This window comes from Phenylobacterium sp. (genome assembly GCF_030693625.1).
Lineage (GTDB): Bacteria > Pseudomonadota > Alphaproteobacteria > Caulobacterales > Caulobacteraceae > Phenylobacterium > Phenylobacterium ferrooxidans.
The window spans coordinates 35248-47918 of sequence record NZ_JAUYAF010000024.1 but is presented as its reverse complement, the minus strand read 5'-3'; the positions used below and the strand labels follow the sequence as shown (position 1 = coordinate 47918).

The window sequence follows — 12671 nt, the reverse complement described above, 5'->3', positions numbered from 1 at the left end:
GTTTTCCGCGAGGCGCGATCTGACCGCGCGCGGCGTGGCCAGGCAAGGGCGATCTGGGCCGACCGTGGGCCGGCGTCGGTTCAACGTGCGGCGTAGGACTCGCCGCGGCCATAGCGGTAGGCGAAACGATGGAAGGCGTAGTTCGCGTCCGACCAGGTGCTCTTGGTCCAGGCTTGGCGGATGTCGCTGTCGTACCATTGGAAATGGATAGGAGTGACTTCTCCGGTCACCGAGATCGCCTGACCATCAATGGTTGCGCCGCCGATTCCATAGCTCTCGTAGGACAGGCCTGGCTGGTTGCCGAGTTGGCGGAATGTCGGCCGGTTCGGCCGCACGTCGGTCAGCACCAGCTGCATGCGACCGCCAGCCAGCACACCGGTGCGCTCGAGCTCGCGGGTGACATCCCGGCGCAGTTCGGCCGCCAGGCGGTCGACATCCCGCACGCCGAGATCGTCGGCGGCCTTCTTCTGAAGTTCAGGCGAGATGGAAACCTCGACACTGCCCACGGTCGATAGCGGCGCGGCCATAACCGAACTCGCCGCCAGGGCCGCGAGAGAGGAAAGAATGAGGCGCATGAGCAGGCTCCGAGGATGAAGCAGTGTCAGGCGGATATGGGGGTCGGCCGCCCGAGCGCCATGGAGCCGCCCAAGCGTGGCCTTACTGTGGCGAAGCTTGTGCTAGTCGGCGGTGGCTTCGGCCACAACCTTCGGCTTGGCCTTTGCGCGGGTCTTCTTGACCTTCACAGGCGCGGGTTCCGGCTCGGGATCGGGCTGCGGATCGACATCCAGGAGGCTGAGGGGGATGTTGCCGACCTTCACCCGGACGCCGACGAAGCGCATTTCGCCGTCGATGAAGCTGACCTCATCGAGGCCGACCTCGGGGCTGCGCTTGATCAGGGATTCGTCACGGAAAGTCAGGCGAAGCAGCATGGTGTCGCGCGACACGCCGTCAGCTTCGGCCTTGGTCACGGCCGCACGCAGGTCTTCAATGGTGGGGCCGCGGGTGCTGGTGGCTGCAACCTTGTAGGACTTGATCATCATTCGCCTTTCTTCCCCGAGGGGCCCCGCCTTGGGCGGCACGCGTCGGGCAGGTCGGCGGGGTTGGGCGGCGCGCCGACAGGGCTCCAGAGAGCGGCCTGAACCATAGCACAAACCCGGCCCGCCGGGGGTCTTTCATGGACCTGTCTCAAAACAGACAGACAAAACGAAAACGGGCCGGCGCGAGGCCGGCCCGTCAGAACGTTCAGGACTCCGCGTTTGCGGACGTCCGGTTCGTCTTAAGCCGCAGTCAGTTGCCCGGCGGACATCTTGCCGCTGCGCTGATCGCGTTCAAGTTCGTAGTTGAGCTTTTGACCTTCGTGGATCGAGCCCAGGGTCGAACGTTCAACAGCCGAAATGTGGACGAACACGTCGCCGCCGCCATTTTCAGGCTCGATGAAACCGAAGCCCTTGGTCGCATTGAACCACTTCACAGTACCGGTAGCCATAGTCGTTTAGTCCTAGCAATAGTGTATTCGGCTGACAAAGCGTCGCCGCAGAATCAAAGTTCATGATGGTAGGGAGGGTAACTTCGGGGTCTCACCAGTGGTGAGCCGAAATCGCGAGCCGCGCCAAGTCGAAATTCGATGAGGCCCATCTCTCATGAATGTCTTCAGAACGCAAGGCATTGTTGGCGCTGGGGCAGGGTCACCGGTCCGGGAAACCGCCCGGCCGACCGGGTTTTCTCACATCTTCAGAGGCGACACATAGCCGGTGAGCTCGAGGTAGCCGCGGGCGCCTGGCGCCCTTACAGCTCCCTCCCAATAGACCGGACCGCCGGTGGCCCGGCTATCGAGTTCCTGGTCATCGAAGAGCGGCGTCAGTCGCCAGCGGCGCTCGCCGGTCGGGGTGCGCACAATCACCTCGCCCTGCACTGGATACCGGCCCCCGGTCCGTGGCGAGCGCCAGATCCGCTCCGTGGTGAACCGCACGTCTTGTGGCCCCAGTCGAGAGGTCGTGCCGTCCGCCGCTCGCAGGGACCCGCCGGACCACAGCGCGTTTCCGGCCGCATCACGCACCCGGAAAGCGGTGAGGGCGCCCCCATCGTCCAGGTTCAGCCCCACCCAGTCCCAGCCGACGGCCTTCGGATCGAGCAGGGTGGAGGACCACTCGTGATCGAGCCAGGCCTCGCCGGTGACCTTGGCGCGCCCGCGGCCCTGGAGGACTGAACCGGTCACCTTCAAGTGCGGCAGGCTGTAATAGTGGCTGGCCTGGGCGGGCAGGGGACCTTTGCGGCTAAGCCCCCGGTCGCCCTGCAACAGGACCGGCTGGGTCGGAGTAAAGGCGAGATCGAGGGTGAAGTCGGCGCCGATGGCCTTGGCGACGAACCGGCCATCCGCCCCACGCTCCAGGCGCCAGTCGTCGATGACGATACGGGCGTCCTTGGTGGAGGCTTCCGCCAGGCCAAGGCCCTGGCGAGCCATGCGCCCATCGTGCCGCAGCCTGCCCACCGCGGGGTCCGACAGGCCAGCATGGGCGAATAGGATCTGCTTGGGTGCGAAGGCGCTGGGGTTGCGCTGGTCAACCGACAGGCGGCTGCGGAAGAAGGTCACCTGGAAGCCGAGGTCGCGGCCGTCTTCCGTCTTCAGCCAGCCCGTGACGTACCACCACTCGGTCCGGTAGTCGGGATGCGAGCCGTGGTCGGCGGGGAAACTCAGGGGGCGGCCGGCCCGCACCTCGGGAAACACCGGCAGGACCGGCTTGTCCGCCGCCGCGGCGGTCAGCATCCAGGCCAGCAGAGCAAGGCCTGCCAGCCGCAAGGCGCGGGGCATCACCAATCCTCTCGCACGGCGCGGACGGCGTCGGCCGACAGCGCCCGCCGGCCGGCCAGCACGGCTGTTCCCGCCCCGGCCGCGACCAAGGCTATGGCGAGGCTTGCGAATAGACCAAGGGGAAGGCGGGTTTCCATCGTCCAGTGAAAGGATTGCGGGTTCACGACATGGATCAGCACCTGGCTCATGGCGAGACCGAGGCCCAGCCCGGCGATGACCCCCACAGCCCCCAGCAGCCCGCCCTCCACGGCCAACATCAGGACGATCTGCCGGCGCAGGACGCCCACATGGCGCAGCATGCCGAACTCCTTGGTCCTGGCCAGGGTCTGGGCCGAGAAGGTGGCGGCCACCCCGGCCAGCCCGACGACAATGGCGATGGCCTCCAGGGCGTAGGTCAGGGCGAAGCTGGAATCGAACAGGCGCAAGGCTATCGCTCGCATCTGCCGCGTCTCGAAAAACTGGACCTGGGCGGCGAGGGCCGGGGGCAGGGTGGCGCGGATCACCTCGCGGGTGCTGGCCGCCGTCGCGCCGGGCGACAGGCTGAGGGAAGCTTCGGTGCGCAGGTCGTCGCCAGTCAGGCGGGTGTAGTCGGCCTCGTCCATGGCGACGGCGCCGGATTGGCGGGCATAGTCGCGCCAGACCCCGGCCACGAACACATTCGGGTCTCCGCCGCCGAGGGGAAGGACCATCCTTTGGCCGACGCGGTGGCCATAGAGCCGGGCGGCCGGTTCCGAGAGCCAGACCGGCGTCACGCCCGGCGGTGCGGTCGCGGTGCGCCCGATCACCGGGAGACTGGCCTTGGGCTGGGCCTTGTCCACTGGCCGGACCAGCAGGACGAGGGGCGGCATGTCGGCCGAAAGCTGCATGGGCAGGGACTTCTGGAACACGATGTCCGCGACGCCCGGCGCCCGCGCGATTCGGGCGCGGGTCTCGGCGTCAAAGCCGCCGCTCTCGACCCGGAACAGCAGGTCCGACGGCAGAATTTCGGTCAGCCAATCGTCCACCGAGCCCCGCAGACTGGCCACCATGACCGCCATGGCCACCATCAGGCTGGTGCTGGCGACGATCCCGCACAGCGCGACCGCCGCCTGGGCCGGCGCGCCCCACAGGCGCTTGATCGCCAGGTCGATGGAGACATTGCCGCGGCCGGCCCCCAGCAGGGGGGTCAGCAGGATCCTGGCGAGCCAGGGCATGGCCGCGACGCCGCCGGCCAGCATCAGCGCGATGGAGAGATAGCCGAACAGCGGCAAACCCCAGACGGCCGGCAGGAAAGCCGCGGCGCCGCCCGCCGCCAGGAGGCCCAGGCCCCACCACCCGGCGGGACGGGTATTGGGATCGTTCTTGTCGCCCAGGTCCTTGAGCGCGATGCCCGGCTGTGCGCGACCAGCCTCAAGGGCTGGCAGCAGGCTGCCGAGCAAGGCGGCCACCAGTCCAAGGACGAAGAAGACCACGACGGGGAGGGGCGCCACGACGAGGTCGGGGGCCGTGCCCCGGAAATAACCGCCGCCAAGGTCGCCGCCCAGGAAGCGCAGGGTTCCCATCGCGACGCCAAGCCCGAGGGCGAGCCCGAGCGCGGCCCCGACGCCGCCGAGCAGGGCGCCCTCGACGAAGACCTGGGCCAGCAGACCGCGGCGCTCGAGACCCAGGACCCGGAGCAGGGCGAACTGCGGCCGCCGGCGTGCCACCGACAGGGATTGGGCCGAATAGACAAGGAACCCGCCAGTCAGCAGGGCCATCATGGCCAGCATTTCCAGATTGACCCGATAGGCCCTGGTGAGGTTGTCGCCACGCCGCGCCTCCGACTGCGCGGTGACAATCTGGGCGTCAGCAGGGAGGCGGGCGCGCAGGGCGGCCTGCACCGCAGCGGGGTCGGCGCCTGGCGTGAACTTAAGGTCGATGCGCTGCAGACGCCCCAGGCTGCCGAACAGCCACTGGGCGGTGGCGATGTCCAGCACCGCCACCTGCTGCTCCGAGGTCGCGCCGCTCAGCAGGCCCGCCACGACGAATTCCACGCTGCGCCCCGCCGCCGTGATGGTCACCGCCTCGCCAACCTGGCGACCGCTGGCCGCCAGAGCGGCTGGCGACAGGACGATGGCCCGGGGATCGAACAGGCTCTCCGGCACGAAGCCGCTGGCCCCCTGCGCGGGGGCCGACACCCGACCAAGCAGGGCAGGGGTGACGCTGGCGGCCCGCAGCGGGTCGATCCCGAGGACGGTCAGACGGCCGCCCTCCAGGGATCGCGATGGGCCGGTCCCGAACCGCGCCGACAGTTCGACGACCGGGCTCGCCGCGGCGATTCCCGGCGTCCGCGCCAGGACCGGATAGAGCGCTTCGTCGAAGCCGAGCGGCGTCGTGGCATGGACCTGCAGGTCGGCGTCAGCGTTCACCGAGCGCACCGCCTGGGCCAGCTCGTTCTGGGCCGAACCGTTGATCAGGTGGACAGCGAAGCCCAGGGCCACGCCGATGGCGATGGCCAGGGCCGCCGTCACCACACGGCCAGGATGGTCGCGCCATTCCCCGACCATCATCCACCTGAGCGCCGTGCGGCTGAGAGGGCGGCGATCAGCCGGCATGGCGCAGGCCGTCGCGCGTGAGAACAAGGCTGCGGTCGGCCACGGCCGCTGCGCGCTCGGAATGGGTCACCAGGATCGCGGCCGCGCCCGAGCCGCGCACCTCGGCGACAAACAGGTCGAGAATCCGCGCCGCGGTCTCGGGATCGAGGTTGCCGGTGGGCTCGTCGGCCAGGACCAGGGCCGGTCGGTGGACCAGGGCGCGGGCCAGGGCGACGCGCTGAAGCTCGCCGCCGGAAAGCTGCGAGGGCCGGTCGCCAGCCCGGCCAGGCAGGCCGATCGAGTCCAGCATCGTCGTGGCCTTCGCCGTCGCCTCACCGGCCTCCACATTCTGAAGGACGAGGGGCAGGGCGACGTTCTGGGCCAGGGTCAGGTGCGGCAGGATGTGGAAGGCCTGAAACACGAAGCCGATCCGGTCCCGCCGCACCCGCGTGCGCCCGTCCTCGTCCAGGCTCTCCAGGGCCACGCCGTCGATGGCCACGCCGCCGTTGTCAGCCTGGTCCAGTCCTGCGACCAGGTTCAGCAGGGTGGACTTGCCAACCCCGGACTCGCCCATGATGGCGACGATCTCGCCGGGCGGAACGTCCAGGTCCAGGCCCTCGAACAGGACGCGGCCGCCTGGAACGGATTTGCGCAGGGCGGTGAGGGAAAGGACCGGGGGACTCATGCCCGCCAACCTAGCGCAAGCCGCCGCCGACACCACTCGACCGACTCATCTGATCCGGCGGAAAGCCCCTCAGCCCGGGAGCACACCATGACCGTTGAGATCGCCGCCTTCGTCGCCCGTTGGGCCGCCTCGCCGTTCGGCGCCCTGGTGGCCGCCCCATGGGACGTCACCCAGCATGTGCCGAGGCCCACGTGGCGGCGGCGATTGCATGTCTCTCAACAGACTACGTGGTTAACGGCGACGTGGCGCTGCACCGTTCCGCCACGGTCGAGGCCGGCGCTGTCGTAAAGGGCCCGGCCATCATCGGTCCGCTCTGCTTCGTGGCCGCCGGGGCCTATCTCCGCGGCGGCGTCTTCCTCGACGAGGCCTGCATCGTGGGGCCGAACGCGGAGCTGAAGACCAGCTTCATGTTCAAGGGCGCCAAGCTGGCTCACCTGAACTTCGTCGGAGATTCCATCCTGGGAGCGGGCGTGAACATCGAGGCGGGCGCCATCGTCGCCAACTACCGCAACGAGCTGGAGGACAAGGCCATCCGCATCGCCTGGCGCGGCGGCGTGCTCGAGACCGGCGTGGAGAAGTTCGGTGCACTGCTGGGGGACGAGACCCGGGTCGGCGCCAATGCGGTGATCGCGCCGGGCGCGATCCTGGAGAGGACGGCTCGTGTGGTGAGGCTGGCCCTGGTGGACCAGTATCCACACTGAGGGGACGGCGCATGACGCCCGCGCCGTCATATCGTTTCGTCGCCTAAGGAATATTATCGGAAATTATGACCTGGCGTTGGGGCATGCCGTGGCGTGACCTTTGACGCTTCCTCCAGGCTCTGGCTAGGCTCGCGCAACACCCAGACCGCCAGGAGTTCCGCCATGAGTCAGTTGCCCAAGGCCTGCATCATCGGCGCCGGCTGCTCCGGCTTCACGACCGCCAAGCGGCTGAAGGACTTCGGCATTCCCTACGACTGCTTCGAGATGTCCGACGACATCGGTGGCAACTGGTACTTCAAGAACCCCAACGGCATGTCGGCCTGCTACGAGAGCCTGCACATCGACACCTCGAAATGGCGCCTGGCCTTCGAGGATTTCCCGGTCCCGGCCGACTGGCCTGATTTCCCGCATCACGCCCAGCTGCTGCAGTACTTCAAGGACTACGTGGACCACTTCGGCCTGCGCGAGACCATCACCTTTAACACCGGCGTCCAGCAAGCCCGGCGCACTCCGGACGGCCTCTGGTCAGTGGCGCTTTCCACTGGCGAAACCAGAACCTACGACGTGCTCTTCGTCTGCAACGGCCACCACTGGAGCCCGCGCATTCCCGAGTATCCGGGCGCGTTCGACGGCCCGGCCTTCCACAGCCACGCCTATTGCGACCCCTTCGATCCCGTCGACATGCGTGGCAAGAACGTCGTCGTGGTGGGCATGGGCAATTCAGCGATGGATATCGCCTCGGAACTCGCCCAGCGGCCCATCGCCAAGACCCTCTGGGTCTCCGCCCGCCGTGGCGTCTGGGTTCTGCCCAAGTACATGAACGGCAAGCCGGCCGACAAGTCGGCGATGCCGACCTGGATGCCGCGCAAGCTGGGCCTCTCCATGGCCCGCAAGATGATCAAGAAAACCCTTGGAAACATGGAAGATTACGGCCTTCCCAAGCCTGATCACGAGCCCCTCGAGGCCCACCCTTCGGTCAGCGGCGAGTTCCTGACCCGCGCCGGCTGCGGCGACATCAGGTTCAAGCCAGCCATCAAGGCCCTGGAGGGCCACCGCGTCCGCTTCGCCGACGACACGGTCGAGGATGTCGACGCTATCGTCTTCGCCACCGGCTACGACATGCGCTTCCCGTTCTTCGATGACCCCGAGCTCGTCCCGGACGCTAATCACCGCCTGCCGCTGTTCAAGCGCATGATGAAGCCCGGCGTGCCGAACCTGTTCTACATGGCCCTGGCCCAGCCCCTCCCGACCCTGGTGAACTTCGCCGAGCAGCAGAGCAAACTGGCTGCCGCCTACCTCGCCGGCCGCTACCTGCCGCCGCCCGCCGCCGAGATGGAACGGATCATCGTCAAGGACGAGGAAACCCACCTGGGCCAATACTACCAGGCCAAGCGCCACACCATTCAGGTCGACTTCGGAATCTATGTCGACGACCTGCACCGCGAAATCGCACGTGGCGCAAAGCGGGCGAAGGCGGCGGGCCATCACCTCCCCGTGCCCGGCCGCGCCCTGGCGGACGCCTGACTGTCAGGGCCGACCCGCATACCCAAAATGGGTATAGCGTTGACAGTGACACGTACCATGCCGCAAGACGCCAAGCTTCACTGTGGCAGGAGTACAGGATGAGCGTCGGCGAACAGGCCCTTGAGCCTAACGAGAAGATCGCCTCGATCATCACCGCCGAGCTTCTGCTGCGCATTGCTTGCAGCATGAACAAGGAGTTCGGAGCCGACTACAACGGCTTCGTCGTCTATCTGACGATCCTCGCCACCAGCGTCGGCCGGGTTTTCCGCGCCGAAGGCTTCGATCCCGCGGTGGACCCCGACCTCGTGGGGTTGGTCAATGTTCCGGGGATCTCGCGCGCCGGCGTCTCCCGGACCACAGGCATTCCCAAGGAGACCGTGCGCCGTAAGGTCGAGGACCTGATGGCCAGGGGGTTGGTGCGCGAGAGTAGCCGCGACGGGTCGCTGAAGCCCAATTTCGAGCCCCCTGCCCCCAATTTCACCGAGCACATCACCCGCAACACCATCTCGATCCGCCGGTTTGGTCGCGAGCTGCGGCGCCACGCGGGCATGGAGCTCTAAGGCAGCCTCAAGTCGCCGCCCGCGATGGCTCGCAGGGTCTCGACGAAGAACAAGGGCTCCAGGGCGGTGATCCGCGCCTCCAGGCTGTCGACCGTCTCGCCAGGGGCGAGGGTCAATTCGCGGCGGGTCAGGACCGGCCCCCGATCATATTCCTCGTCGACCAGGTGGATCGTGGCGCCGCTTTTCAGCGCGCCTGCGGCGATCACCGCCTCATGGACCCGGCGGCCGTACATGCCCTCGCCGCCGAACTCTGGCAGCAGGCCCGGATGGATGTTGACGACGCGGTGCTGATAGCGGGCCAAGGTCGCGGGTCCCAGCTTGCGCAGGTAACCTGACAGGACCACCAGTTCGACGCCGGCGGCCTCCAGGGCGTCGCGCAAGGCGATATCCGCAGCGGCCGGATCGCGTTCCGTAGGGATGCAGAGGTTGGGCACGCCGCGTTCCTGCGCAAAGGCCAGCGCTCCGCTCTTGCGGTTGTTGCTGACGACCAGCCGCGCCTCGGCCCGAAGCTCGCCAGCGGCTATGGCGTCGACGATCGCGCGAAACGACGACCCGTTCCTCGACGCGAGGAAACCCAGCTTAAGCAGCAAAGACATCAGGTGAATTCGCCACTGAGTTGATGTTCGAAACGCAACCCGTCGAAGCCCGGTTCGACCCCGGCCGGCAGCTTGGACTTGAGGTCTTCGTAGTCCAGGTCGATGTGCATGTTGGTTAGGACCGTGCGCCGGGGCTTCAAGCGCGCCACCCACTCCAGGGTCCGCTCGACATGGGCGTGGGTCGGGTGCGGGGTCCAGCGCAGCGCATCGACGATCCAGACATCGAGGTCAGCCAGGGCCGCGAAGGCCACCTCGTCCAGGTTCACGACATCGCTGGAATAGGCCACGCCGCCAAAGCGATAGCCCACCGAGCGAACGCCGCCATGATCCTGGTCGAAGGTGACGACAGGAATCACGCCCGAGGGCCCGGACACGCTCCACGTCTCGCCGTGCGGCGGGATCGGCCTCAGGTCAGCGATGCCGGGATAGCCGCCCTCCCCCTCGAAGATGTAGCCGAAACGCCGCCGGGCGGAGACCGCGGTGGCCTCGTCGGTATGGCAGGGAATGCGGGCCCGCTGGCGGATAAAGAAGGCCCGGATGTCGTCGATGCCGTGAATCTGGTCGGCGTGGTCGTGGGTCAGCAGCACGGCGTCCAGGCGCCTCGCGCCCGCGTCGGATGTCTGGCTCACCAAGTCCGGAGAGGTGTCGACGATAAGAGTCGTGGAGGTCTCTGGCGCATCGCCGGTGCGCCGCACCAGCAGCGAGCAACGGCGGCGGCGGTTCTTCGGATTGGCCGGATCGCAGGCGCCCCAGTCGCCATCGGCCCGCGGCACGCCCCCGGACGAGCCGCAGCCAAGAATGGTGAACTCAAGGGCCGCGCTCACGGCCGCGGGATCCGCTTGAACAGGTTGAAGAAGGCGTCCTCGGTCCGCTGCTCGGCCTCATCAAGGCCCCAGCCGCGAATCTCCGCCAGTTTGACCAGGACGTCGGGCAGATAGGCGGGCTCATTGCGCCGACCCCGGTGTGGGACCGGGGCCAGATAGGGGCAGTCGGTCTCCACGACGATCCGATCGGCAGGCATCTCGCGCACCACGGCGCGGACATCTTCGGCCGCCTTGAAGGTGGCGATACCGGAAACCGAGAACCAGGCGCCCAGCGCCGCGCACCGGATCGCGAGTTCGGCCCCTGAGGTGTAGCAGTGCATCAACAGGGGGAAGGCGCCCTTGGCGTGCTCCTCCTCAAGAATATCGCCCATGACCTGGTCGGCTTCGCGCGTGTGGACCACCAGGGGCAGGCCGGTCTCGCGCGCCGCCAGGATATGCTGACGGAACACCGCGGCCTGAATCTCACGGGGGCTGAGGTCGTAGTGGAAATCCAGCCCGCACTCGCCAATACCCACCACGCGCGGGTCGACGGCGAAGTCGATCAGGGTCTGGGCCGTGAGGTCTGCATGGTCCTTGGCCTCATGCGGGTGCGCGCCCACCGTGCACCAGATGTCCGGATGGTTCGCCAGCGCCCGGACCGCCGGGAAATTCGGGATCTTGTCGCAGATATTGACCATCAGCCCGACGCCAGCGGCGCGCGCGCGGTCGATCACCGCCTCGCGGTCCTCGTCGAATTGCGGGGCGTGCAGGTTTACGTGACTGTCGATCAGCATGACGGGCTCAGGCGCGCGCGGCGTCACGCAGTTCGGAAAGCGCCGTGAACAGGGCGTCGGCGCGGTCGAGGTTCACGGCTTCCACCTCGCGCGGCAGGCGCTGCAGCGTCTCCCACGCCGAGGCCCAGCGATCAAGGCCGCCGTGGCCATCCGCCGCCTGGGCCAGCACACGGGCATGGACCCGCTCGGCCAGGCGTTCGAACAGCAGGTTGAACTGGGTCGCGCCTTCCCCGCCGCGGAACCGGTCGGCCAGGGACAGAGCCGCGGCCTCATCCACCTGAGGCAAGTCGCGCAGCAGCTCCTTGGCCGCGTCATCGATCGCCACGGCGCCGGCGTTGGCCAGGGCCCAGGCCCGCCCAGGCGCCCCTACCGACATGCGCGCCAGGCGGATGGCCTCCTCGGCGTTGGCGCTGGTGTGCGACCGGACAAAGGCGGCGGTGTCGCCCTCCGACAGGCCATGGAAGGTCAGCCTGCGGCAGCGCGAGCGGATCGTGGGCAACAGCCGGCCCGGTGAATGGGAGACCAGCAGCAGCACCCCGCTGGGGGGCGGCTCCTCCAGGGTCTTCAGGACGGCGTTGGCGCTGTTGGCGTTCAGGTCGTCGGCGGCGTCGATGATCGCCACACGATGCGGGGCGCTGGCGGGGGATTTCGAGAAGAACTCCGACAGCTTGCGCGCCTCGTCCACCGGGATGACCTTGCGCGGCTTGCCGTCCTCGCCCACGCGCTCCAGCACCAGGATGTCGGGATGGGAGCGCGCCATTATCTGGCGGCTGACGGGATGTGCCGGATCGGCGCCCAGCGTGCCGTATTCAGGGGCGGGCGGCGCCCCCAGCAGACGGCGGGCCGCCCGGTACGCGAAGGTGGCCTTTCCGACGCCTTCCGGCCCGGTGAGCAGCCAGGCGTGGTGCAGGCGGCCCCGAGCGCGGCTGGCCTCGAACGACTCTTCAGCCGCCTCATGGCCTTGCAGCCCAAAGACATCACGCGGATGGGGGATGTCCTCAGCCATGGACCGGCAATCGTGCGGCCACGGCGGTCCATACGGCGGCCTCGACGCCCTCAATGGTGTCGGCGGCCTCCACCAGGACGCACCGGTCTGGTTCGACGGCGACGATCTCGCGGAAGGCGGCCCTCAAGCGTTCGTGGAAGGCTGCCCCCTTGGATTCGAACCGGGTTTCGGCGTGCCCCGACGCCTCGGCATGGGCCTCGGCGCGGGCCAGCCCCACCTCGACCGGCAGATCGAACACCAAGGTTAGATCCGGCCGCACCTCCGCCAGGACGTGGTTCTCCAGAGCCGCGATCAGGTCCGGCGCCACGCCCCCGGCGCCGCCCTGGTAGGCGCGGGTGGAATCGGCGAACCGGTCGCACACCACCCAGGCGCCGCGTTCGAGCGCGGGAACAATCGTCCGTTCGATGTGATCGCGCCGGGCCCCATACATCAGCAGGGTCTCGGTCACCGGGCTCCAACGGTCTGCGGAGCCGGTCAGGACCAGGGCGCGGATCGCCTCGGCGCCGGGGGAACCCCCCGGTTCGCGGGTGGCGACGACCTCGATCCCGCACGCTTCGAGGCGCGCCACAAGGCGTCGGACCTGGGTGGATTTCCCAGCGCCCTCTCCGCCTTCGAAGGTGATGAACTTGCCGCGCGACACC

General features: G+C 68.1%; 14 protein-coding genes. 3 read left to right on the top strand and 11 right to left on the bottom strand.

Annotated features, from left to right (window positions below; translation table 11 throughout):
• Positions 1 to 80: 80 nt before the first annotated feature.
• The 6 genes from Q8N10_RS05125 to Q8N10_RS05100 all read right to left on the bottom strand — a co-directional run bounded on the left by Q8N10_RS05125 (position 81) and on the right by Q8N10_RS05100 (position 6046).
• Positions 81 to 575 (bottom strand): hypothetical protein, encoded by a 495-nt coding sequence (locus Q8N10_RS05125; protein ID WP_304777116.1) that lies wholly within the window; start codon positions 573 to 575, stop codon positions 81 to 83.
• A 102-nt stretch (positions 576 to 677) separates the two neighbouring features.
• Complete coding sequence (locus tag Q8N10_RS05120) at positions 678 to 1040, bottom strand: hypothetical protein (protein WP_304777115.1); 363 nt, start codon at positions 1038 to 1040, stop codon at positions 678 to 680.
• A gap of 236 nt (positions 1041 to 1276) precedes the next feature.
• On the bottom strand, positions 1277 to 1486 hold the full coding sequence (locus Q8N10_RS05115; protein WP_215340550.1) for a cold-shock protein: 210 nt from the start codon (positions 1484 to 1486) through the stop codon (positions 1277 to 1279).
• A 237-nt stretch (positions 1487 to 1723) separates the two neighbouring features.
• Positions 1724 to 2809 carry a carotenoid 1,2-hydratase gene (locus tag Q8N10_RS05110; RefSeq protein ID WP_304777114.1) on the bottom strand — a complete coding sequence of 362 codons (1086 nt, stop codon included), beginning with the start codon at positions 2807 to 2809 and terminating at the stop codon, positions 1724 to 1726.
• On the bottom strand, positions 2809 to 5382 hold the full coding sequence (locus Q8N10_RS05105) for an ABC transporter permease (protein ID WP_304777113.1): 2574 nt from the start codon (positions 5380 to 5382) through the stop codon (positions 2809 to 2811). The genes Q8N10_RS05110 and Q8N10_RS05105 overlap by 1 nt, the downstream gene beginning before the upstream one ends.
• Complete coding sequence (locus tag Q8N10_RS05100) at positions 5372 to 6046, bottom strand: ABC transporter ATP-binding protein (protein ID WP_304777112.1); 675 nt, start codon at positions 6044 to 6046, stop codon at positions 5372 to 5374. Before Q8N10_RS05100 ends, Q8N10_RS05105 begins: the two co-directional genes overlap by 11 nt.
• Positions 6047 to 6288: 242 nt before the next feature.
• On the opposite strand from Q8N10_RS05100, the gene Q8N10_RS05095 reads away from it, so the two are divergent.
• The 3 genes from Q8N10_RS05095 (at position 6289) to Q8N10_RS05085 (ending at position 8831) form a co-directional block, all read left to right on the top strand.
• Positions 6289 to 6747, top strand: coding sequence for a hypothetical protein (locus tag Q8N10_RS05095; RefSeq protein WP_304777111.1), 459 nt, complete (start codon positions 6289 to 6291; stop codon positions 6745 to 6747).
• 162 nt (positions 6748 to 6909) lie between these two features.
• Positions 6910 to 8271: an NAD(P)/FAD-dependent oxidoreductase gene (locus tag Q8N10_RS05090; protein ID WP_304777110.1), complete on the top strand. Its 1362-nt coding sequence runs from the start codon at positions 6910 to 6912 to the stop codon at positions 8269 to 8271.
• A gap of 98 nt (positions 8272 to 8369) precedes the next feature.
• The gene (locus Q8N10_RS05085) at positions 8370 to 8831 is read left to right on the top strand and encodes a hypothetical protein (protein ID WP_304777109.1); all 462 of its coding nucleotides are present in this window, start codon (positions 8370 to 8372) and stop codon (positions 8829 to 8831) included.
• Here the strand turns inward: Q8N10_RS05085 and Q8N10_RS05080 are convergent.
• From Q8N10_RS05080 to tmk, 5 genes are read right to left on the bottom strand one after another with little or no spacing between them, the layout of a single operon-like run.
• A complete protein-coding gene (locus Q8N10_RS05080) occupies positions 8828 to 9427 on the bottom strand; it encodes a phosphoribosylglycinamide formyltransferase (RefSeq protein WP_304777108.1) in 600 nt (199 codons plus the stop codon). The two genes, Q8N10_RS05085 and Q8N10_RS05080, sit on opposite strands and share 4 nt — an antisense overlap.
• Positions 9427 to 10251 carry an MBL fold metallo-hydrolase gene (locus Q8N10_RS05075; protein WP_304777107.1) on the bottom strand — a complete coding sequence of 275 codons (825 nt, stop codon included), beginning with the start codon at positions 10249 to 10251 and terminating at the stop codon, positions 9427 to 9429. Before Q8N10_RS05075 ends, Q8N10_RS05080 begins: the two co-directional genes overlap by 1 nt.
• Positions 10248 to 11024, bottom strand: a complete 777-nt coding sequence (locus tag Q8N10_RS05070; RefSeq protein ID WP_304777106.1) for a TatD family hydrolase — start codon at positions 11022 to 11024, stop codon at positions 10248 to 10250. The genes Q8N10_RS05075 and Q8N10_RS05070 overlap by 4 nt, the downstream gene beginning before the upstream one ends.
• A gap of 7 nt (positions 11025 to 11031) precedes the next feature.
• Complete coding sequence (locus Q8N10_RS05065; protein WP_304777105.1) at positions 11032 to 12030, bottom strand: DNA polymerase III subunit delta'; 999 nt, start codon at positions 12028 to 12030, stop codon at positions 11032 to 11034.
• The gene (gene tmk / locus Q8N10_RS05060; RefSeq protein WP_304777104.1) at positions 12023 to 12670 is read right to left on the bottom strand and encodes a dTMP kinase; all 648 of its coding nucleotides are present in this window, start codon (positions 12668 to 12670) and stop codon (positions 12023 to 12025) included. The genes Q8N10_RS05065 and tmk overlap by 8 nt, the downstream gene beginning before the upstream one ends.
• Position 12671: the final 1 nt, after the last annotated feature.

Bases quoted from the DNA above. Each gene is read 5' to 3' on its own strand.
- Q8N10_RS05115 (WP_215340550.1), bottom strand. From the start codon at position 1,486: ATGGCTACCGGTACTGTGAAGTGGTTCAATGCGACCAAGGGCTTCGGT.
- Q8N10_RS05100 (WP_304777112.1), bottom strand. From the start codon at position 6,046: ATGAGTCCCCCGGTCCTTTCCCTCACCGCCCTGCGCAAATCCGTTCCA.
- Q8N10_RS05085 (WP_304777109.1), top strand. From the start codon at position 8,370: ATGAGCGTCGGCGAACAGGCCCTTGAGCCTAACGAGAAGATCGCCTCG.
- Q8N10_RS05120 (WP_304777115.1), bottom strand. From the start codon at position 1,040: ATGATGATCAAGTCCTACAAGGTTGCAGCCACCAGCACCCGCGGCCCC.
- Q8N10_RS05070 (WP_304777106.1), bottom strand. From the start codon at position 11,024: ATGCTGATCGACAGTCACGTAAACCTGCACGCCCCGCAATTCGACGAG.
- Q8N10_RS05105 (WP_304777113.1), bottom strand. From the start codon at position 5,382: ATGCCGGCTGATCGCCGCCCTCTCAGCCGCACGGCGCTCAGGTGGATG.
- Q8N10_RS05090 (WP_304777110.1), top strand. From the start codon at position 6,910: ATGAGTCAGTTGCCCAAGGCCTGCATCATCGGCGCCGGCTGCTCCGGC.
- Q8N10_RS05080 (WP_304777108.1), bottom strand. From the start codon at position 9,427: ATGTCTTTGCTGCTTAAGCTGGGTTTCCTCGCGTCGAGGAACGGGTCG.
- Q8N10_RS05110 (WP_304777114.1), bottom strand. From the start codon at position 2,809: ATGCCCCGCGCCTTGCGGCTGGCAGGCCTTGCTCTGCTGGCCTGGATG.
- Q8N10_RS05065 (WP_304777105.1), bottom strand. From the start codon at position 12,030: ATGGCTGAGGACATCCCCCATCCGCGTGATGTCTTTGGGCTGCAAGGC.
- Q8N10_RS05125 (WP_304777116.1), bottom strand. From the start codon at position 575: ATGCGCCTCATTCTTTCCTCTCTCGCGGCCCTGGCGGCGAGTTCGGTT.